Source organism: Cycloclasticus sp., from assembly GCF_019090545.1.
In the GTDB taxonomy this organism is placed as follows: Bacteria; Pseudomonadota; Gammaproteobacteria; order Methylococcales; family Cycloclasticaceae; genus Cycloclasticus; species Cycloclasticus pugetii.
Map to the genome: position 1 here is coordinate 109,665 of NZ_JAHRVT010000033.1, position 20,500 is coordinate 130,164.

The following is a 20,500-nucleotide window of genomic DNA, read 5'->3' on the forward strand; positions in this document are numbered from 1 at the left end:
TGCGCAAGACGCCGCACTTAACTTGTTACAGCGTTAACGATCTCTCACCACGAGACAAACCGATGACACCGGTCCGAACAACATCAATAACTTCATTTTCCAATGAAGACAAGAAATCATCCAACCAAGCTTTTTCGCCTGATAATTCAACAATCAAATAGCCATCCGTTTCATCGGTAATACGGGCTGATGAATCGGTGCCTAAACTGTCAATTTTTTGCAACATGGCATCATTCTTTTTCACCTTCAGCAAAACTAGCTCGCGTTCTAATGAAAAGGACTCTGATAAATCAATTAACTTCACCACATCAATTAATTTATTCAGTTGCTTTTTAATTTGCTCAATTGTCTCATCATTGCCAACGGTTACCAATGTTAGTCGAGACAAGGTAGGGTCTTGAGTCGGTGCAACCGTTAAGGACTCAATGTTGTAAGCTCTAGCAGAAAACAAGCCTGAAACACGCGACAAGGCACCGGCTTCATTTTCCAATAAGACTGAAATAATATGCTGACGACTCATGCCAATATCCTTTTATACTTTGAGTTTGGCGCCATTACCATATCGTTATGAGCTTTACCTGCCTCAATCATTGGATATACGTTTTCTTCTGTATCTGTTAAAAAGTCTAGAAAAACCGTACGATCTTTCATCGCAAAGGCTTCCCTTAGCGCCGGCTCTACATCTTCTTTTATAGTCACTTGAATACCCACATGACCATACGCTTCTGCTAACTTTTTAAAGTCTGGTAATGCCTCAAGGTAAGAATGCGAATAACGACTTTTATAAGTGAACTCTTGCCATTGACGCACCATGCCTAGATAACCATTGTTTAAGTTAATCACTTTCACGGGGGTATCGTATTGCAACATAGTCGATAACTCTTGCAGGCACATTTGTATGCTTCCTTCGCCGGTTACACAAGCAACATCAGCCTCTGGGTTAGCAAACTTTACACCCATCGCCGCCGGCAAACCAAAACCCATTGTTCCTAAGCCACCAGAATTGATCCAACGACGAGGTTTATCAAACGGGTAAAATTGTGCGGCAAACATTTGGTGCTGGCCCACGTCCGATGTTACAAAGGCTTCACCGTTCGTTACCTTGTACAGTTGCTCGATAACATATTGTGGTTTGATAGTGCCGCTGTTCTTATCGTATGCCATGCAATCTACTGCACGCCATTCGTCTATTTGTCGCCACCAATCAGCAATACGCTCACGATCAAAGGTTTCACCTAAACTCTCTATTTGTGCAAGCATGTCTAATACAACAGGTTTTACCTGTCCAACAATAGGCACATCAACCGTAATGGTTTTAGAAATAGAGGCCGGATCCACATCAATATGAATGATTTTGGCATTTGGGCAAAACTCGGCAATTTTACCTGTTACCCGATCGTCAAACCGAGCGCCGATAGCAATAATTAAATCACTATCATGCATTGCCATATTCGCTTCGTAAGTACCATGCATACCCAGCATTCCTATAGACTGCGGGTCTGTGCCTGGAAAAGCCCCTAAGCCCATTAAGGTCTGAGTAACAGGGAAATTCAACGTTTTACAAAGCCGTCTAAATTCTTCGCTAGCTTCACCTAAAATAACGCCACCACCACTGTATATTACAGGGCGTTTAGCTGCTTTAATCAGTTCAATTGCTTTTCTTGTTTGACCAATATTGCCACTAATTATTGGTTTATAAGAACGCATGACTACTTCTTCAGGATATTGGTAAGGCACCTTAATATCAGGGTCTGTTATATCTTTAGGGATATCAACCACAACAGGGCCTGGGCGACCTGACATAGCCAAATAAAACGCCTTTTTCATCGTTTCAGCAATATCGGCAACATCCTTTACCAAGAAATTATGTTTTACGCACGGGCGAGTAATACCGACTGTATCAACTTCTTGAAAAGCATCGGTACCAATAACTGCTCGAGGCACTTGCCCAGTGATCACCACCAGAGGAATTGAGTCCATATAGGCTGTAGCAATGCCGGTTACTGCATTTGTCGCACCGGGGCCAGAGGTAACAAGTACCACACCAGGCTTACCTGACGAGCGCGCATAACCATCGGCCGCATGAGTAGCACCTTGCTCATGACGGACCAACACGTGTTTCACATCTTCTTGCTTAAAAATAGCATCATATATATGTAATACGCACCCACCAGGGTACCCAAACACGTATTCCACACCCTCATCTTTTAAGGATTGGATGACGATTTCACCGCCACTTAGCTCCACAATGATTCTCCAAAATTCAACTGATTTGATTCGATCTAAAATAAATTCGATTACAACATGAAATCGAACTGGACAAAATACTAACTTTTGTGCATTTGGTCAAGCTCTTTCATTAGTCACACAGTGCTATATACTTAACCAAAAGACACTAATCCTACATAATCATAAGGACTTACCTATGTATCGCGCTTTGATGTTTTGTTTTTGCTTGCTTTTTACCCAATTTGCCCACACTGCAATTTATTATTGGGTTGACCACCAAGGCCAAACGCACTACGGGCAACAACCCCCGCTGGATAAGTCCATTAATGTGCAAAAAATCGCTGTATCAACAAACAGTTCTGTTGACCCTACTCAGCAACAACAATCAATTCAAGACAGTGCTAACAAAATAGCTGAATCTAATGCTGAACGTAAAGCGGCCCGCGACAAACTACAGCAACAGGCTGATGAAAACAGGCGCCGTAATGAAAACTGCGATGCCAGTAAAAAGAAACTTGCTGAGCTAGATTACGGCGGTAATCGTCTATACAAAGACGCTGAGGGGAACTATTCTCGCTTAACTGACGAAGATAGAAACAACCAGCGCGAACAACTTAACGACTTTATCAACAAGAACTGTCGCTAAGTCACCGCACTGTGAGTTTATTTTGTTTTTCTTTCCTTAGCCAACAGGTAATCCATAATCTTCAACATGTTCTGGTAACTCTTCGCCATTGACCCTGTGATAAGGTATTTACCTTCAACCACTATAGCGGGTACGCCTGTTACGCCATAACGGTCAACCATATCCTTCGCTCTTGCTACTTTTGTATTTACAATAAAGGAATGGTAGGTCTTTTTAAATAACGCCTCATCTACCCCATACTTCGTATAAAAGTTAGCCAGTTGATTGACCGTATTTATGACTGCCTTTTCTGCATGCATAGCATGAAATAACGCACCATGTGACTCATCTAATACGCCTAAGATATCGGCTGCGAAGTAGGCTCGTGCATGCCGCTCCCACTGTTCATTAAAAACCGCAGGCAAGCGAGCAAAATTTACGTCGGCAGGAAGGCTTGCTACCCAAGGATCTAATGTAGGCTCAAAGTGGTAACAATGCGGACAGCCATACCAAAAGATTTCCAATACTTCGAGGCGGCTTGAATCATCTGTGGGTTGAGCAGGTTTAATCAGCTGATAATCAACACCTTCTTTAAACTCAACGTCTGCGGCAAAAGAAGAACCTGCCGATATAAAAAAAATACTCAATAAGACCAATAGTTTATTCATTATTCTCTCCTAAAATTGATAACGCTAAAGTTCGCCGTATGAATGCAAACCAGACAAGAACATATTGACACCCAAAAAGGCAAACAAGGTAACAAACAAACCAACAATGGCCCATGCAGCCATCGGTTTTCCACGCCAACCTTTTGTTAACCTCATATGTAACCAAGCTGCATAATTCAACCAAACAATTAAGGCCCAAGTTTCTTTAGGGTCCCAAGACCAATAACCACCCCATGCTTCAGCCGCCCATAACGCGCCTAAAATGGTCGCCAAGGTAAAAAATGCAAACCCTAGAGCGATGGATTTATACATAAGGTCATCAAGAATATCTAACGCTGGCAAGGCCATTGCAATACTATTCGAGTTAAGTCGTTCCGCTCTGACACGAATTAAATAGGCAGTTGCTACCATAGCAGCTAAGGCAAACGCACCATAACCAACGAAGTTGGCTGGCACATGAATTTTCATCCAATAGCTCTGTAAGGCCGGCACTAATGGTTGAATATCGGCGGCATCTCTATCAAACGCATACCAAAGCAAAAAGGCAACCGCTGCACTAATAATTAGCAGTACAAACCCGCCTAACATGCGTGTCTGATAACGACGCTCGTAAAACAAATACAACAAGGCCGTAATAATTGAAAATAAAATAAACACTTCATACAAATTGCTCACTGGGATATGCCCAACATCTAAGCCGATAAGGTATGACTCTCTCCAACGAACCATTAACCCAACCAAACCCATTGTTGTTGCCGACCAGGTCATCGCGCTGGCAACTTTCCCTATAAAGTCTGAACGTGCAAAAAACGCAATAAAGTACGTAACCGTTGCAAGCACATACAGTGCGCTCATCCACATAATGGCTGATTGACTTGATACCAAAAACCGCAAAAAGAAATCCGTCTCCACATCAGTCAGCCCGTTTGTGTAGCGACTAATGCCAAAAATACTGAGTAAAAAAACTGCCAGTGACAGCCCCCTAATTTCTTTCCAATGCCAACCTAAGGCAACTAAACTGATACCGGTTGAAAATAAAATAACCTGCTCATATACATCCATTAACGAGGCATAGCTCGCATAGGCATATCCGCTGCCAAGCAACACCATAATCGCCCACACCCAATCAACTATACCGAGCCCTTTCCAAAAAGATTGCTGATCTAATTCTTGTTGCAACGCTGCATGTGTACTGTTCATATCGTTACCTTAACCTGTTAAAACACGATCAAACTGTGCTTGGATCTGTTTATATTGTTTCGAAAAGTCTAATTTATTTCTAATCGCATGACCGGCCAAAACAAACCTTAGCCCGCCATCTTTTTCTTCCAGTCGTGCCCATAACCGCTGCTGAGGGGCATAAAACATTAAGAACACCCCTAATATCAGCATCGCACAGCCCGGGTAAACTAAGTTCTTCCCTGGTGCCTTCGCAATTTGCAAGCCACTCGCTTGCAAATGGACAAAGCTAGCAAGTTGAAAATAGACTGGTGAGCCATAACGGCCAATTGCACTCATTGCAGCCGAGGCAGCATCAAAAAACTCAGCCTTTTTTTCATCTATACCTAAGCTGACATCTACGCCTTCATTCAACAATACATCAACATATACTGCGCCCAACATTTGTTGAAGCACCCTAACGTAAAGTTTGGTGACTTCTTCACGTTTATCAGCTGGTACATTTTTCTCAACATTATCGATCACGCCATCCATTCCATTTTCAATAAATAGCCCTACCAATTTAATCATCGCTTCGTTTAATTGCGCAGCATCAGTAGACGGTAAGGTCGAACCGGCAAAATTTTGCTCTGTTACTATTCTACGCAACAACTCTTCATTACCAAGCGCATGCAGATAATTCATAAACCGTTTTATACTGCCTTTATCGTCTGCGGGAATATACAAATACCTAAACTCCTCAGCCGGTGAACTACGCACCCCACTTAAATAATAATATGCACCTTCTTTTTCTACTGGCACCATATAGTTTAAATACTCTTTCGCTTCGCCCGTTTTGTCACGCATTTTAAACTGTACGCTAGGGCCTGCATTTTCAAACTTTTTATCCGCCTCAGCCGATGGATTGATATTAAATAATCGAAAATCAGATGGTTCTAGAATCCACCTCTCACCAGATAAATTTATTGGTACTTCCGCACCAACCTTAGTATCCACCTTTTTACCTACATTACTTTCGCCGTTTAGTGGCCAAGCAAGCATTTCTAGTTTAGAGCCACCATCAGAAAAACTGGCCTGATAAATAGAATACCCATCGTAGATTAACGGATGATTAACGGAAATAGTTTGCTCTAAGGGTTGATCCAAGCGCTCGTCATAAATCACCAAATCACTTTCAAATGATTTCGGCTGACCGCTTTCATAATGCTCTATTCTAAAATCTTTAACTTCCACCGTGAAAGGCAGCTCTTGCACCAAGTAACCGTCTTTATAGTTAAGAAACAAGACATCTGTTTGACGACCTTCTGGTATCGAAACACTGCCTCTAAAAGACTGATTATTAATACCTAAGCGACTGACCTCAGGCACCTCATTGGCTACAATGTTTTGAGTTTCAGGTATGATTTGACCCAACATTTCTCGTGCTTTCAAGACTGCATTACCATCTATCAAGCCGCCAATACAGATAAGCACAATAGCTACGTGCGTTAAAATATAGCCCAGTCTGCTAGCCCCACCTTTCATACCAGCAATCAAGGTATAAGACTCACCCTCTTTCAGCCGAGCACTATAGCCATTATGTGAGAATATCTTTTGCGTAACATGCTGCACATCAGCCATCGGTTGAGGTAACGTCCAACTATAGGTGTTTGAATAATTCTCCAAGGTTTTAAGTTGGACATTTTGCCTATATTCACGCATTTCGCGCAACATATTTGGCGCGTTTTTATAAATACAAGTACTGGTAGAGAGCACCAGAAAAAGCAAAATAAATAAAAACCAACTGGATGAATAAACATCATAGAGCCCAAGTTGATTAAACACATCAAACCAAAAGGGTCCAAATTTTATTATATAGTCTGTGTATGACTGGTTTTGCTGTAAAACCGTCCCAATAATGGCCGCTATAGATAGCGCCACTAAAAGGGTTATCGCCAAGTTCATCGACCCCATAAACTTCAACAACAAGGCTGAGGTTCTAACTGACGAAGTACTTGTCGCTGGTTGTGGATTTTTCATAAGAAATTTTAGGCCGCGCTTGCGCAAGCACTAAGCTAATAGCAAAAAGGGGCAGCAAACTGCCCCTTTTTGCAGAAAAAACGTTCGTTTAGTGCAAACCAGAAATATATGATGAAACTGCTTCAATTTCTTTATTGTTCATCCGACCAGCAATGTCACGCATCATTGCTTGATGATCGTTATTTCGTGTTTCTGCTTTGAAATCCTTCAGCGCTTTAGATAAATAAGCTGCGTGCTGACCGCCAATACGTGGGAAACGCGCTGGCGCACTACCTGCCCCATTAGGGCCATGACATGCAATACAAGCCGGTAAACCATTATCAACCTTTCCAGCACGGTATATCTTTTCGCCCAGCTTAATTTTATCTGCGCTAGCCGCCTCAACCGTTGACGGCACGCTGGCAAAGTAAGCCGCTAAATTTTCAATATCAACATCTGTCAAACCGGCAACCATTGGCGCCATTGTTGGGTCATTTCGTTTTTTACTTCGAAAGTCGTGCAGTTCTTTTTCAATATAATAAGCATGCTGCCCCGCTAACTTTGGCCACATCGGATTGGAGCTGATGCCATTTTGACCGTGGCAAGCCGCGCAAACTGCTGCACTCGCCTTGCCGGCTTCAATATCACCAACGGCAAAAGCATTCGTTGATACTAAGGCAGTAAAAAAACAAACCAATAATATGTTCAATTTCATCATCATTCCAAGCCTACTTATTTATTTAATTCCAGCATAATATGCCGCAAGATTCGCCACGTCATCGTCAGTTAAAGCACTAACCATCGCCTGCATTGAAGGGTCTTTGCGCACGCCTGAACGAAAGTTGTTTATTTGCTTTACCAAGTACTGTTCTTTTTGACCCGCTAAATTAGGGTAAATACCCATAGGACTAATGCCAGCCACACCATGGCAAGCCGCACATTGCGCTGATTTTGCTTTACCTGCTGCCGCATCACCCGCCCATGATTGACCAGTAATTGATAGCAGTAAAACGGCTATCGCCAGTAACACCTTATTCATCTTTATTTCTCCAATATATTTAGCTTAACGCTAGACTAGCGCGTAATTTTACAATAAATTTAATTGAATTTAGTATTTTTCTAAGTGATTTGTTGTTATCCCCACTGCAAATTGCTTGCTCCGGTACAATAAACAAATTTATCGCTTGGCTTGTAACATGAACCCTCTTTATCACCGCGCAGAATACTTACTAAACGCTCCCAACCTCAAAACAACTCCTAAAGGGGTTGAATATGAGGTGGCCTTTGCTGGTAGATCTAATGCTGGAAAATCCAGCGCCATCAACACATTGACCAACCAAAAAAGCCTCGCCAGAACCAGCAAAACGCCCGGCAGAACTCAACAACTTGTCTATTTTAAGCTTGATGATCAGCGCTGTCTTGTTGATTTACCCGGCTATGGCTTCGCTAAAGTCCCGCCTAAAATTCAGCAACAGTGGCAAACTGAGCTTGAGCGCTACCTAGAAAAAAGGCAGGCACTGCACGGTCTGGTTTTACTCGTCGATATCCGCCGCTCTTTAGGTGAGTACGATAGGCAAATGATTGACTATGCTACTCATCTAAATTTGGACGTCTTTGTAGCCCTAACCAAGGCCGACAAACTTAATCGAAATAACGCTAAAAACACTTTATTTGCCGTTCAAAAACAACTTAAAGATTCACCTGGAAATGTACAAGTTGAGCTATTTTCTTCGCTAAAAAAAGAAGGTGTCGAACAACTACATAACTGGTTGGATGAGCACCTTAATGTACAAAAATAATAGGCAAAAAAAAGCTCTAGAACCATACAAATAGCCTAGAGCCTTATAAAAACCCGGTTATTGCTAACCGGAAACTTGCTCAAGGGGAGGGGAAGTTTATGAGCAAGTATATCTTTACAGATACAACTGAATAGACTGCGCGTTTTAAAAAAAGTTCAACATTAAGTATTTTTTCAACACGCGCCTCTCCTTCAAAACTCTGTTCAGTTACAGCAAACATATCACCGATCAATGCGCTTCATCCCAGTTCTTACCCATACCAACATCCACGACTAATGGCACATCCAAAGATGCTGCCCCACTCATTTTTTGTTGAATAATGCTCGCGGCCTGATCTAAATAACTGTTTTCGACTTCAAACACTAATTCATCATGCACCTGCATCACCATTCGCACAGCAGGTTTATCAACTTGCAACCAATTATCCACCGACAACATGGCTAACTTAATAATATCTGCCGCTGTTCCTTGCATGGGCGCATTAATAGCTGTTCTTTCGGCATACTGCCTACGTTGTCCATTCTTAGCCAGAATATCAGGCAGGTATAAACGTCGACCGAATAACGTTTCAATATACCCTTGCTCACGCGCCAGCTCACGTGTTTCGTCCATATATTGTTTTACGCCTGGATACCTTTCAAAATACAAATTGATATAGCCTTGAGCAGCGCCGCGATCAATATCTAACTGTTTCGCTAAACCAAACGCAGACATGCCATAAATTAAGCCGAAATTAATCGCCTTAGCCGAACGGCGCTGATGAGTCTCAACTTGATCAACGGGCACACCAAACACTTCTGCTGCTGTTGCCTTATGCACATCTAAACCCTCTTTAAAGGCTTGCAAAAGACCCGTGTCCTGCGATAAATGCGCCATAATCCGCAACTCAATTTGTGAATAATCAGCTGCCATGACAGTAAAGCCTTCCTCTGCAATAAATGCTTGGCGAATCCTTCGACCTTCTTCACTGCGTACCGGAATATTCTGTAAATTCGGATCAGATGAAGATAATCGTCCCGTTGCCGCAACCGCTTGGTGATAGGAAGTATGCACACGCCCAGTTACTGGGTTAATTTGTTTTGGTAATTTATCGGTATAGGTTGAGCGTAACTTACTCAAACTACGGTGCTCAAGAATCAAGCGCGGCAAGGGAAAGTCAACGGCTAAATCTTGCAAAACGCTCTCTGCCGTCGAAGGTTGACCCTTGGGTGTTTTCTTTAGGACTGGCAAGCCTAATTTATCGTACAGAATCTCTTGGATTTGCTTTGGCGACCCCAGATTAAATGGTTGGCCCGCAGCCTCATGGGCCTGCGTTTCCAAGGCTTTAATGCTGGCGGTTAATTCGCCACTTTGCTGACTTAACATTTGCTCATCAACCAACACCCCTGTTTGCTCCATTCTGGCTAACACAGGCACCAGTGGCATTTCTATCGTTTCATAGACCGTTGCCAAACTGTCTATTTGCTTTAACTGAGGAAAAATATGCTGATGTAAACGTAACGTAATATCAGCATCTTCCGCTGCGTAAGGTGCTGCCAGCTCAATAGACACTTGATCAAAACATATTTGTTTTGCGCCTTTACCCGCCACATCTTCGTAATGAATAGTTTCTTGCCCCAAGTATTTTTCAGCCAAGGCATCCATATTGTGCCGCGACGCAGTGCTGTTTAAAACGTAAGACTGAAGCAGAGTATCGTGACAAATTCCCGCCAAGCTAATACCGTGATTAGCAAGCACGTTCGCATCATATTTAAGATTTTGACCGACCTTACGAGCACTTTCTGACTCTAACAAGGGTTTTAATTGATCCAACACCCATTGCCTAGATAGTTGTTGTGGCGCACCGGGATAGCTATGAGCCAACGGAACATAGGCCGCATGACCTGCTTCAACAGCAAATGAAACACCCACGACCAACGCTTTTGTATAGTTTAAATGTGTTGTTTCGGTATCAAAGGCAAACAACTCTGCCTCTGTCAGCTTTGCCAACCATTGGTTAAATGTTGCTTCATCTAGAATCGTTTCTACGGTTAATTCAGTTTTTGCCGGTAACGGTTTCTCATCCACCTGTTCGCTGGCAACGGTCGACGCCTTTGTTCCACCCAACTGTTTTAACCATGAATTAAACTCATAATGGCTTACCATCTCCTTTAAGGTTTCTGTATCCGGCTGCGTTCTTATTAAATCCGCCGGAGCCTTATCTAACGGTACATCACATTTAATCGTTACGAGCTCTTTTGATAACGGAATCGCATCAAGGTGATCACGCAAACTCTCACCTACTTTGCCTTTTACTTCATCAGCCTTTGCGATAATTTCATCCAGTGAACCGTATGCATTGAGCCACTTTGCAGCCGTTTTTGGTCCCACTTTAGGCACACCCGGAATATTGTCGGAGGTATCGCCCATCAAGGCTAAATAATCAATAATCATGTTAGGCGGCACACCAAACTTTTCCTTCACGCCTTCTTCGTCCAGCCATTGGTTATTCATTGTGTTAATTAATGACGTTTTATTGGTGACCAGCTGCGCAATGTCTTTATCGCCTGTTGAAATAACAACATTAAGATCTTCCTCTTCGGCCTGCTTAGCCAATGTACCAATCACATCATCCGCCTCAACACCTGGCTCCATAACTAAAGGTAGCCCCATTGCTTTTATTAACTGATGTAATGGCTTAATTTGCTCTCGCAACTCGTCAGGCATTGACGCCCTGTTGGCTTTATACTCAGGATACATATCATTACGAAACGTCTTTCCTGGGGCATCAAATATGACTCCAAAATATGCCTCTGGGTACGTCTCAACCAGTTTTTTAAGCATGTTTGTTACGCCTAAAATGGCGTTGGTGTATTCACCTTTTGAGTTTGTTAATAATGGCAGTGCATGATAGGCACGAAATAAGTAAGAAGAGCCATCTACCAATACCAATGTTTTTTCAGCCATGAACCTATCCAATATTTATATACGCAAGATTATACCCAAGGGTATCGAGCAAAGAACATAAGTTTCACTCAAGCAACATCGATCCTTTAATTTAGCCTTATACTGCGCAAACCGATTACCATGTTATAAAAAACAGGAGCAGCAGATGAGCGATCAAAAACGCGAAGCATGGAAAATTTTTCAAATTATTGCCGAATTCGTCGATGGTTTTGAACAGCTCTCACACATTAAGCCTGCCGTCAGTGTCTACGGTTCTGCACGGCTCAATGAAGATCACCCTGATTACCAACGCGCCGAAGCCATTTCCCTTGCCTTATCCAACGCCGGCTTTTCTGTTATTAGCGGTGGTGGCCCTGGCATTATGGAAGCTGCCAATAAAGGCGCCTTTAAAGGGCCGTCTTCAAGCATAGGGCTTAATATTCTGTTACCACATGAACAACAGTCCAACCCTTACCAAGACGTCAGCTTAAATTTCAGACATTTTTTTGCCCGTAAAGTCATGTTTGTCAAATACGCCACCGCTTACGTTGTCTTACCGGGTGGCTACGGCACCTTAGACGAACTGGCTGAAATTTTAACCTTGGTTCAAACAGGCAAGACTCGAAAGATACCCATTATTCTCGTTAATAAAGAATTCTGGAACGGCCTAATTGATTGGTTTTCAAACACCTTAGTGGCAACAGGAACACTTAAAAAAGAAGACCTCGATCTATTTCAGCTTTGTGAAACACCCGAGGAGGTGCTAACAGCTATTTTTGACTTCTACGAGCAGCGTGGATTTGCGCCTTCTGCCGAAGAAGAAGAAATACTGCTAGAGCTTTAAAACCGCTAAAACAAAGCCAAATTGTAAAAACTCACCAGTTAGTGTCATAATTGGAGAAACACTTTATTCCAAAGGAAAATCATGCGCCGCTGCTTACCCATTATTCTAGCCCTACTACTGATGTATTTATCAAACGCTACGGCAGAAGATGCAAGACCGACTGTTGTCCCTGAGCCGCCCGAACTGCCTTCACAAATTGTGAGCGGTGAGAATATGTCACCTGACATTACAATCACCCGTAAAGAGAAAGAAACGATTACTGAGTACAGTGTTAACGGCAATGTTTACATGGTGAAAATTTCACCTAAAAACGCACCGGCTTATTATATGGTGGATACCGACGGTGATGGCAATTTGGAAACGCGCCGTTCAGACTTAGAAAAAGGCATGAACATTCCCCAATGGTTACTGTTTAGCTGGTAGTTCCAAAGCGGTTTTCTAAGTTATGTCTGTCTATACGGTCGTTGAGCGCGCCCAGCTGGTCGCCCATTTAACGCATTACGATTTGGGCCACCTTGTTAGCTTTCAAGGTATTAGTTCCGGTATTGAAAACACCAACTATTTTGTAACAACCACCCGCGGCCAATATGTATTAACGCTGTTTGAGGAATTAAAAGCAGAAGAGTTACCCTACTTTTTAACGATCATGGCTTTTGTCTCAGCCAAGGATGTCCCTAGTGCACAACCGATCCTCAATAAAGCAGGCAATTACCTATCCACCTTAAATGGTAAACCGGCAGCCATGGTAGAAAAGTTAGCCGGCACTGATGTTGACAGCCCCAATTCGACCCAATGCGCCGTTATTGGTCAGGCAATGGCAAACTTACACTTAGCCAGCTTAGAACTAGACATTTATCGCGACAATAGTCGAGGCGCTCACTGGCGACAACAAGCGGCAGAATTACTGTTACCATTAGTTGACCAAGATTCCGCTGAACTTATCAACAGCGAATTGGCTTTTCAGGCCCCCTATGACACATTAGGTCTACCTAAAAGCGTTATCCATGCCGATTTGTTTAGAGACAACGCCTTATTTTCTGGCGACCAGCTATCCGGCATTATTGACTTTTATTATGCCTGTAATGACTATTTTACTTACGATATAGCCGTTGCTGTAAATGACTGGTGCATCAACACTAATGGCTCCTTAGACAACACTCGCTTTAAAGCCTTTATGTCTGCTTACCAAGCTATTAGACCGCTGACAGAAGACGAAGTTAGACACTGGCCTATTGTAATACGTGCAGCTGCTTTTAGATTTTGGTTATCGCGCTTAAGAGACGTGCACTTTCCAAAAGAAGGCGAAATGACTCACCTAAAGGACCCTGATGCCATGAAACAAATTTTATTAGCCCGTCGGGAGCTTCCTAACAACTACTGTTTAGAATAATTATTAATCCGACCTTACGCTAAGTAAACAAGCAACCTTATTTTTTGAACAAGGCCTAACACTCCTCATTTGTTTCTTTGCAAACTCTACATGACCATATTTTTTCTTTTTTAAGCCTGCTAGAAACTTATCCAGCTTGGCCGTCTTCTGCAAAAGCCTCGCTAAACCCTCATCCTTTATTGTCCAACCTAATTTAACGCATAAGCCTGTATTCAGTTGACAACACATTGTAATATAGCCTCTTCGTTATGAAACTCAAACCACATGTTCAATACGCTGATCTGTCTTATAGACTCTATTAACAGGGTTATTTTTAATACCGTTTCTTGGTTCGTTGCTTTGATGGTTGTCGTTATGTTTGGCATTGTGACCTTACGTTACGGCTTCAACATCGGCTCGATCGCCGCACAAGAGTCCATAACCTACCTGCATGGCTTAGTATTTATGTTGGCCATTGCACATACACTTAAAATAAATGGTCATGTACGTGTAGATATTTTCTATCAACGCCTAGGGCCGAAAGGTCGCGCTATCGTCAATTTGCTGGGCTCAGTGTTTTTATTGCTCCCCGTAAGTATCTTTATCGCACATGCCAGCTGGGACTACGTATCTACTTCGTGGGCTTACTTTGAAGGCTCTAGAGAAGCAGGTGGACTAGACGGTGTCTTCTTACTTAAATCGTTAATTCCACTGATGGCTTTTTTACTGTTCTTGCAAGGCTTATCGGAAATCATGAAATCAATTTGCACCTTACGCGAGGCTAATCATGGACGGTAGTATTGCCTTATGGATGTTTGCCGTTGTCTTTCTTGTTTTACTAATGGGCTACCCCGTTGCCATTAGTTTGGCAGGAACCGCTTTAATTTTTGCCTTTGCCGGTGATTACTTTGGCACCTTTGACACTGCTTTTTTAGCCGCCTTACCGAATCGATTATTTGGCATTATAGAAAACGACACATTAATTGCCGTTCCCTTATTTGTATTTATGGGCGTGATGCTAGAAAAGGCTAAAATTGCCGAAAGCCTGCTTGAAAACATGTCTAAGCTATTTGGCACCCTACCGGGCGGTTTAGGTTTCTCGGTTGTATTAGTTGGTATGTTAATGGCTGCAAGCACCGGTATTGTCGGGGCCACCGTTGTAACCATGGGGTTATTGTCTTTACCGACCATGCTAAAACGTCAATATGACCCGGCGCTGGCTTGCGGCACCATTTGTGCCTCTGGCACACTGGGTCAAATTATCCCCCCTTCCATTGTATTAGTGCTACTTGGCGATGTTATTTCATCTGCCTATCAGCAAGCTCAACTCGATATGGGCATTTTTTCGCCAGACACTGTTTCCGTTGGTGACCTGTTTGCTGGCGCCCTAATTCCAGGTATTTTATTAGTGGCTTTGTATTTAATATACTTAGCTGGCCTGGCTTTTTTTAAACCATCCAGCTGCCCGGCTTTACCCCGCCAACAGGTCGATAAATCACTTTATTTAGGCTTAATAACCGGCCTAATGCCGCCCTTGGTTTTAATTATCGCCGTCTTGGGTTCTATTATTGCCGGCATCGCAACACCAACCGAGGCCGCTTCTGTTGGCGCGGTAGGCGCAACTTTTCTCGCTTATTTAAAAAAACAACTTAGCCTTGCCCAATTAAAAGCTGTAACACAGGACACCACTCAGGTTACCAGTATGGTGTTTTTTATATTGATTGGCGCTTCGCTATTTTCGTTAGTTTTTAGAGGTTTTGGCGGAGATGAACTGATAGAAGAATTACTGTCTGACTTACCAGGTGGGGTATTCGGCGCTATGCTGGTGGTCATGCTGGTTATGTTTTTTTTAGGCTTCGTGTTAGATTTTATTGAAATAACCTTTGTTGTCGTACCCATTGTTGCACCTATTTTATTAGCAATGGATATCAACCCAGTTTGGCTGGGTATTATGATTGCGTTAAACCTACAAACTTCGTTCCTTACACCACCTTTTGGATTTGCATTATTTTACTTACGCGGTGTTGCACCGGCGGCTATTAAAACCAGTCAAATATACCGAGGCGTTCTACCATTTATATTAATACAACTAGTCCTATTAGCCTTATTGGCTGTTTGGCCAGCGCTAACGACCTGGCTACCCAGCATCATTTACAATAATTGACTTTAATCACCTATTAACAAATCTTATGTGTAATACCTTTGCTTTTTTCAAAGCCAGTAATAGACTAAAAGGAATGTAACCAGCGAGGGGAAACATGTCATCCGTAGCAGAAGAAATTAATCATGACGTAAAAATAACTAAAACAATTTTGCTGAACACAGGGTCCGTTGAACAAAAAAGAGAAGAAATTCGCGACTACCTACACAAAACATTTCAGCTAGAAGAACAGTTATACAGCACACTAAAACATGATGAGGCTTTTTATTTAAGGCCTGAATCTCTCCGTCACCCCCTTGTTTTTTATTACGGCCATACTGCTACTTTTTTCATCAATAAACTCAGCCTTGCCTCGCTGATCCAACGGCGTGTTAACCCGCGCTTTGAATCAATCTTCGCCGTCGGTGTGGATGAAATGTCGTGGGATGACTTGAATGAGGCCAATTACGATTGGCCTATCATCAGCGAGGTACAGACGTACCGACAAACCGTCTTAACACTGATTGATTCACTTATAAGCACCCTACCGCTCGAACTTCCGATTACTTGGGAAAGCCCGTTTTGGCCTATTCTTATGGGCATTGAGCACCAACGTATCCATATTGAAACCTCTTCCGCTATTATTCGCCAAATGCCGCTTGAACATTTGCAGCAACATAGCACTTGGAATGTTTGCCCTCATGTAGGAGAAGCCCCTAGTAATGAACTGCTTAATGTTGAAAGTGGGCGCATTAAACTTGGTAAAGATAAAAACCACAAAACCTATGGCTGGGATAACGAATACGGTGAAAAAGTTGTCGATATTGAAGAGTTTTCCGCCAGTAAGTACCTTGTTTCTAATGCTGAGTTTCTCAGCTTCATAAAAGACAACGGCTATCATCAAAAAAGATTTTGGACCGAAGAAGGCTGGAACTGGGTGCAATATAAAAAACCCGAACACCCGCTTTTTTGGATACAAAAAGATGATCGCTACCTTCTTCGCACCTTATTAGAGGAGCAAGAAATGCCTTGGAACTGGCCAGCAGAGGTCAATTACTTAGAAGCAAAAGCGTTTTGTAACTGGCTTAGCGAAAAGAAAGGAAAACCTATTCGCCTACCCACCGAGGAGCAATGGCAACACTTACACCAGCTTCACAATATTCCTGACCAACCAGAGTGGGAACAAGCACCCGGCAACATTAATCTGGAACATTGGGCATCTGCCTGCCCAGTTGATCACTTTGCCTTTGGCGAATTTCACGACTTAATCGGCAACGCATGGCAATGGACAGAAACACCCATCAGTGGCTTTGATGGCTTTGAAGTTCACCCGTTATATGACGATTTTTCCACCCCCACCTTTGACACACAACACAATTTAATTAAAGGCGGCTGTTGGATTTCAACCGGCAACGAGGCCACCAAACACGCACGCTATGCCTTTAGGCGCCACTTTTATCAACATGCGGGATTCCGCTATGTAGAATCAACACAACCTATGGAAAAACCATCTGCTATGTACGAAACCGATACCGCTGTCTCTCAGTATTGCCACTTTCATTACGGCCCGACTTACTTTGATGTAAAAGACCTTTCTGCTCATTGTGTTCAATTATGTTTGGAGCAACTGCAAGATAAACCCACCACTCGCGCACTTGATTTAGGTTGCGCCGTTGGCAGGGCTTCATTTGAACTGGCACAACATTTTGATGCGGTCACTGGCATCGACTTTTCTGCGCGCTTTATCCGCATTGCTCATCAAATGCAGCAAAAAGGCAAAATTCATTATGAGCTAATCGAAGAAGGTGAAATAGTCTCCTATCATGAACAAACTTTAGAGCACATTGGCCTTAGCAACAATCGCGACAATATTGAGTTTTTTCAAGGTGATGCTACCAACCTAAAACCACAATTTACCAATTATGACTTAGTACTGGCCATTAACCTTATTGACCGTTTACGCACACCCGCCGTTTTCCTAAATGATATTCGCCACAGAATTAACGTCGGCGGCCTATTGGCCATTGCTTCACCATACACATGGCTGGAAGAGTTCACGCCTAAAGAAAACTGGTTAGGCGGCATTCGTAAGGATGGCGAGCCGTATTCCACCTTAGAAGGCTTAAAAGATCACTTAGGTGAGCATTTTAAATTAGTTAACGACCCCACCGATGTGCCCTTTGTTATTCGCGATACCAGTCGAAAATTTCAGCACAGCTTTAGTCAGCTGAGTATTTGGCAACGTACTAGTTAATAATGGCTGACACAGACAATACCGCCGTTACCGTTTCAATTGCACGCAAGGTAAAAAAAGGCGCAGAACAACAGTATGAAGACTGGCTACACCGGCTTTCTGAGGTGGCCACTAAAGTTCCCGGGCACCAAGGTGTGCACATCCTAAAGCCATCTGCACAAACAAGCGGTGATTATGTGCTTATTGTTGGTTTTAATTCCTATGCACACCAAAAAAAATGGGAAGAGTCTGAACAAAGGCAGCGCTTTTTAGATGAACTTGATGAAAAAGGGCTTATTGAAGGCAGTACAAAAATAAAGAAAGTTTCTGGGTTAGAATTTTGGTTTACCTTGCCAGAAGTTCCCAGTAGCGCCGCACCTAACCGGCACAAAATGGCCCTAGTGCTAATGGTCGTGGTATTTTCTTTATTAGTAACCATTAACCAAGTATTTGCGCCTTGGTTGTCAACCTTAACGCCCATACTAAAACTTGCCATTATGGTGGTGGGACAAGTCTTACTGATGACTTACCTTGTTATGCCAGCAGTCACACGCTTGCTTAAAAACTGGTTATATCGCTAAGGAGGTTAACGCCCTAAACGAGCACTAAGACTCTTGATGTTGCTGCAAATCAGTACGAATCCACTCTGCCATTTTAGTAGCACGGACAAGCCAAATGTCTGCGTACTTCTTTGGCAAGTGCTCATATAAATTACGCGAGAATAACGCCACCCAATCATCAACCAGGCTTGGTGGAATTTTTAAATAGCGGTGTACGGCATGGGGGTTATAAATATCTTCACGATAACGCTTACCGCCTAAATCAATCCACCAAAAATGACCTATTCGTTGTTTAAGCTCGTCCCAATCTTTCACCTCAGAAAAGTAACCACCAAGCATTGGATGCACTTTGATAAGGTCATAAAAACTGCTAACCACCTGCTGAATGGTTTCTTTACCAAGCGTCAAATGCAACTCTCGATAAGCCCTATCAGCATTTATCTCCCCTGCTCGTTTATCAGACTCTTTATTTTCAGACGAATCATTCATAATCATTAGCCTTTTTCGTTAAAACATTACTCAAACAGTGCATTAAAAAATGCGGCGCAAGTTTTTAAAATTAGTTTCATTCTTTCAGCTCAGTTGATGTATGAAACGTTAAGCTCCTAACCCCCTAGCCCGCATGTATGCATACTCTGACACATCCGACCATTTAATCGCTTGCTGCTGAAAGCTACTATACGAGGCATAAACTTTTTGTGAGAACGCATCTCTATCTACAATGTCCTGTACCACTTCATTGGATAGCCAGTGAAGTTTTTTTAGCACATCATCCGGTAGGGCTTTAACACTGACTTGATGCTTATTTACTAAGGTGTCTAATGCTGCATTATTTTTTGCGCTAAACTCTGAAATCATGTCCATACTAGCGTCTTTACATGCGTGTTTTACAATGGCTTGCAAATCTTTCGGTAACGACTCAAAGGTCTGTTTATTAACAAATGTTTCTAGCGTTGAGCCAGGCTCATGCCAACCAGGGTAATAATAGTTTTTTGCTGCTTTATACAAACCAAAGGCCAAGTCGTTATAAGGCCCAATCCATTCGGTTGCATCAATAGCACCTGATTGCAGTGAGGTAAAGATTTCACCGCCTGGCATACTGACGGGCGTTCCACCTGCACGGCTTAACACTTCGCCACCTAGACCAGGAATACGCATTTTTAAACCTTGCAAGTCATCCACAGAGTTAATATCTTTACGAAACCAGCCGGCCATTTGAACACCCGTATTACCCGTTGCCATAGGCACTAGGTTAAATCGGTCGTACAGTTCCTCCCATAACGCAAGGCCGCCGCCGTAATACAACCAACCGTTAACTTCCTGTGCTGTCATTCCAAAAGGGATGGCGGAAAAGAATTGCGCCGTTTCACTCTTGCCTTTCCAATAATACGGCGCACCGTGACCCATTTCTACAGTGCCACGAGACACTGCGTCAAAGGCTTCAAAAGCAGGGACCAGTTCGTTGGCACCATACACTTTGATACGAATACGCCCCCCAGTCATTTCCTCTATGGTTTTTGCTAAATAATTAGCATTTGTGCCTAATACGGGAAAGTTTTTGGGCCATGTTGTTACCATTTTCCATTTAAATTCTGGCTTGGCAGCTAAGGCCTTTCCACCCACAGCGAGTGACGTGGCTGCGACCATACCGCTGCCAAATGATTTCAGTACATCACGACGTTTCATTTATATGTTCTCCATTGACTCTTTAATGCAGCTCGCGACTGCTTTTTATTGATTAACTGCCAAGATATTCATCTTAATAACAATAGCACCCTGTTTTGCCATCTATCATTTAACAAGCGTTTTCTTGAATATAAACACCAAATCTGCCCAGTGTACGATATTTTAGTGTAATGAGGCCTTGCTCGCTAAAAAACGCACAAAATAATGGCGCTTTTAACCCCCTAAAATTGAACCCACTAGCTATC

19 protein-coding genes are annotated in these 20,500 nt (G+C 42.8%); 9 read left to right on the forward strand and 10 right to left on the reverse strand.

The features are described 5' to 3' along the window. Positions 1–25 precede the first annotated feature (25 nt). Both ilvN and KUG63_RS08205 read right to left on the reverse strand, forming a co-directional pair. Positions 26–520, reverse strand: coding sequence for an acetolactate synthase small subunit (gene ilvN / locus KUG63_RS08200; RefSeq protein WP_016390397.1), 495 nt, complete (start codon positions 518–520; stop codon positions 26–28). Then, positions 517–2,247, reverse strand: a complete 1,731-nt coding sequence (locus KUG63_RS08205; protein ID WP_287554767.1) for an acetolactate synthase 3 large subunit — start codon at positions 2,245–2,247, stop codon at positions 517–519. The genes ilvN and KUG63_RS08205 overlap by 4 nt, the downstream gene beginning before the upstream one ends. A 178-nt stretch (positions 2,248–2,425) precedes the next feature. Here KUG63_RS08205 and KUG63_RS08210 point away from each other — a divergent pair, with 178 nt between their 5' ends. Then, entirely contained in the window at positions 2,426–2,875 is a 450-nt protein-coding gene (locus tag KUG63_RS08210; RefSeq protein WP_020933203.1) for a DUF4124 domain-containing protein, read from the forward strand. 17 nt (positions 2,876–2,892) lie between these two features. On the opposite strand, the gene KUG63_RS08215 is transcribed toward KUG63_RS08210, so the two are convergent. From KUG63_RS08215 to KUG63_RS08235, 5 genes are all read right to left on the reverse strand, one after another. After that, positions 2,893–3,522 (reverse strand): thiol:disulfide interchange protein DsbA/DsbL, encoded by a 630-nt coding sequence (locus KUG63_RS08215; RefSeq protein ID WP_277642294.1) that lies wholly within the window; start codon positions 3,520–3,522, stop codon positions 2,893–2,895. 24 nt (positions 3,523–3,546) lie between these two features. After that, on the reverse strand, positions 3,547–4,722 hold the full coding sequence (gene ccsB / locus KUG63_RS08220; RefSeq protein ID WP_015005016.1) for a c-type cytochrome biogenesis protein CcsB: 1,176 nt from the start codon (positions 4,720–4,722) through the stop codon (positions 3,547–3,549). A gap of 9 nt (positions 4,723–4,731) precedes the next feature. Continuing rightward, positions 4,732–6,720: a cytochrome c biogenesis protein ResB gene (locus KUG63_RS08225; RefSeq protein ID WP_026362539.1), complete on the reverse strand. Its 1,989-nt coding sequence runs from the start codon at positions 6,718–6,720 to the stop codon at positions 4,732–4,734. A gap of 88 nt (positions 6,721–6,808) precedes the next feature. Next, positions 6,809–7,420, reverse strand: a complete 612-nt coding sequence (locus tag KUG63_RS08230; RefSeq protein ID WP_015005014.1) for a c-type cytochrome — start codon at positions 7,418–7,420, stop codon at positions 6,809–6,811. Positions 7,421–7,435: 15 nt separating this feature from the next. Beyond that, complete coding sequence (locus KUG63_RS08235; protein WP_015005013.1) at positions 7,436–7,738, reverse strand: c-type cytochrome; 303 nt, start codon at positions 7,736–7,738, stop codon at positions 7,436–7,438. Positions 7,739–7,895: 157 nt separating this feature from the next. On the opposite strand from KUG63_RS08235, the gene yihA reads away from it, so the two are divergent. After that, entirely contained in the window at positions 7,896–8,498 is a 603-nt protein-coding gene (yihA, locus tag KUG63_RS08240) for a ribosome biogenesis GTP-binding protein YihA/YsxC (RefSeq protein WP_015005012.1), read from the forward strand. Positions 8,499–8,726: 228 nt separating this feature from the next. Here yihA and polA read toward each other — a convergent pair whose 3' ends face one another. Beyond that, the gene (gene polA / locus KUG63_RS08245) at positions 8,727–11,444 is read right to left on the reverse strand and encodes a DNA polymerase I (RefSeq protein WP_287554770.1); all 2,718 of its coding nucleotides are present in this window, start codon (positions 11,442–11,444) and stop codon (positions 8,727–8,729) included. 145 nt (positions 11,445–11,589) lie between these two features. Between polA and KUG63_RS08250 the strand changes: the two genes are divergently transcribed. The 7 genes from KUG63_RS08250 to KUG63_RS08280 all read left to right on the forward strand — a co-directional run bounded on the left by KUG63_RS08250 (position 11,590) and on the right by KUG63_RS08280 (position 18,590). Then, a complete protein-coding gene (locus KUG63_RS08250; protein WP_016390392.1) occupies positions 11,590–12,267 on the forward strand; it encodes a TIGR00730 family Rossman fold protein in 678 nt (225 codons plus the stop codon). 81 nt (positions 12,268–12,348) lie between these two features. After that, the gene (locus KUG63_RS08255) at positions 12,349–12,690 is read left to right on the forward strand and encodes a DUF2782 domain-containing protein (RefSeq protein WP_015005009.1); all 342 of its coding nucleotides are present in this window, start codon (positions 12,349–12,351) and stop codon (positions 12,688–12,690) included. A 22-nt stretch (positions 12,691–12,712) separates the two neighbouring features. Then, positions 12,713–13,657 carry a homoserine kinase gene (locus KUG63_RS08260; protein WP_015005008.1) on the forward strand — a complete coding sequence of 315 codons (945 nt, stop codon included), beginning with the start codon at positions 12,713–12,715 and terminating at the stop codon, positions 13,655–13,657. Positions 13,658–13,921: 264 nt separating this feature from the next. Further along, complete coding sequence (locus KUG63_RS08265) at positions 13,922–14,434, forward strand: TRAP transporter small permease subunit (RefSeq protein ID WP_016390389.1); 513 nt, start codon at positions 13,922–13,924, stop codon at positions 14,432–14,434. Further along, positions 14,424–15,800, forward strand: a complete 1,377-nt coding sequence (locus KUG63_RS08270; protein WP_020161686.1) for a TRAP transporter large permease — start codon at positions 14,424–14,426, stop codon at positions 15,798–15,800. The genes KUG63_RS08265 and KUG63_RS08270 overlap by 11 nt, the downstream gene beginning before the upstream one ends. Before the next feature lie 94 nt (positions 15,801–15,894). After that, positions 15,895–18,030, forward strand: a complete 2,136-nt coding sequence (gene ovoA, locus KUG63_RS08275; protein ID WP_277642291.1) for a 5-histidylcysteine sulfoxide synthase — start codon at positions 15,895–15,897, stop codon at positions 18,028–18,030. 2 nt (positions 18,031–18,032) lie between these two features. After that, positions 18,033–18,590, forward strand: a complete 558-nt coding sequence (locus KUG63_RS08280; protein ID WP_287554774.1) for an antibiotic biosynthesis monooxygenase — start codon at positions 18,033–18,035, stop codon at positions 18,588–18,590. A gap of 24 nt (positions 18,591–18,614) precedes the next feature. Here the strand turns inward: KUG63_RS08280 and KUG63_RS08285 are convergent, their stop codons facing one another. Beyond that, positions 18,615–19,058 (reverse strand): group III truncated hemoglobin, encoded by a 444-nt coding sequence (locus KUG63_RS08285; protein WP_287554776.1) that lies wholly within the window; start codon positions 19,056–19,058, stop codon positions 18,615–18,617. A 108-nt stretch (positions 19,059–19,166) separates the two neighbouring features. Then, on the reverse strand, positions 19,167–20,255 hold the full coding sequence (locus KUG63_RS08290; protein ID WP_015005001.1) for a TRAP transporter substrate-binding protein: 1,089 nt from the start codon (positions 20,253–20,255) through the stop codon (positions 19,167–19,169). Positions 20,256–20,500: the final 245 nt, after the last annotated feature.

Excerpts from the sequence above, each read along its gene's own strand:
- KUG63_RS08260 (WP_015005008.1), top strand. The coding sequence starts at position 12,713 with ATGTCTGTCTATACGGTCGTTGAGCGCGCCCAGCTGGTCGCCCATTTA.
- KUG63_RS08270 (WP_020161686.1), top strand. The coding sequence starts at position 14,424 with ATGGACGGTAGTATTGCCTTATGGATGTTTGCCGTTGTCTTTCTTGTT.
- KUG63_RS08255 (WP_015005009.1), top strand. The coding sequence starts at position 12,349 with ATGCGCCGCTGCTTACCCATTATTCTAGCCCTACTACTGATGTATTTA.
- KUG63_RS08210 (WP_020933203.1), top strand. The coding sequence starts at position 2,426 with ATGTATCGCGCTTTGATGTTTTGTTTTTGCTTGCTTTTTACCCAATTT.
- ovoA (WP_277642291.1), top strand. The coding sequence starts at position 15,895 with ATGTCATCCGTAGCAGAAGAAATTAATCATGACGTAAAAATAACTAAA.
- KUG63_RS08280 (WP_287554774.1), top strand. The coding sequence starts at position 18,033 with ATGGCTGACACAGACAATACCGCCGTTACCGTTTCAATTGCACGCAAG.
- yihA (WP_015005012.1), top strand. The coding sequence starts at position 7,896 with ATGAACCCTCTTTATCACCGCGCAGAATACTTACTAAACGCTCCCAAC.
- KUG63_RS08230 (WP_015005014.1), bottom strand. The coding sequence starts at position 7,420 with ATGATGATGAAATTGAACATATTATTGGTTTGTTTTTTTACTGCCTTA.
- KUG63_RS08225 (WP_026362539.1), bottom strand. The coding sequence starts at position 6,720 with ATGAAAAATCCACAACCAGCGACAAGTACTTCGTCAGTTAGAACCTCA.
- ilvN (WP_016390397.1), bottom strand. The coding sequence starts at position 520 with ATGAGTCGTCAGCATATTATTTCAGTCTTATTGGAAAATGAAGCCGGT.
- polA (WP_287554770.1), bottom strand. The coding sequence starts at position 11,444 with ATGGCTGAAAAAACATTGGTATTGGTAGATGGCTCTTCTTACTTATTT.
- KUG63_RS08290 (WP_015005001.1), bottom strand. The coding sequence starts at position 20,255 with ATGAAACGTCGTGATGTACTGAAATCATTTGGCAGCGGTATGGTCGCA.
- KUG63_RS08235 (WP_015005013.1), bottom strand. The coding sequence starts at position 7,738 with ATGAATAAGGTGTTACTGGCGATAGCCGTTTTACTGCTATCAATTACT.
- KUG63_RS08215 (WP_277642294.1), bottom strand. The coding sequence starts at position 3,522 with ATGAATAAACTATTGGTCTTATTGAGTATTTTTTTTATATCGGCAGGT.
- KUG63_RS08285 (WP_287554776.1), bottom strand. The coding sequence starts at position 19,058 with ATGAATGATTCGTCTGAAAATAAAGAGTCTGATAAACGAGCAGGGGAG.
- KUG63_RS08250 (WP_016390392.1), top strand. The coding sequence starts at position 11,590 with ATGAGCGATCAAAAACGCGAAGCATGGAAAATTTTTCAAATTATTGCC.
- ccsB (WP_015005016.1), bottom strand. The coding sequence starts at position 4,722 with ATGAACAGTACACATGCAGCGTTGCAACAAGAATTAGATCAGCAATCT.
- KUG63_RS08265 (WP_016390389.1), top strand. The coding sequence starts at position 13,922 with ATGTTCAATACGCTGATCTGTCTTATAGACTCTATTAACAGGGTTATT.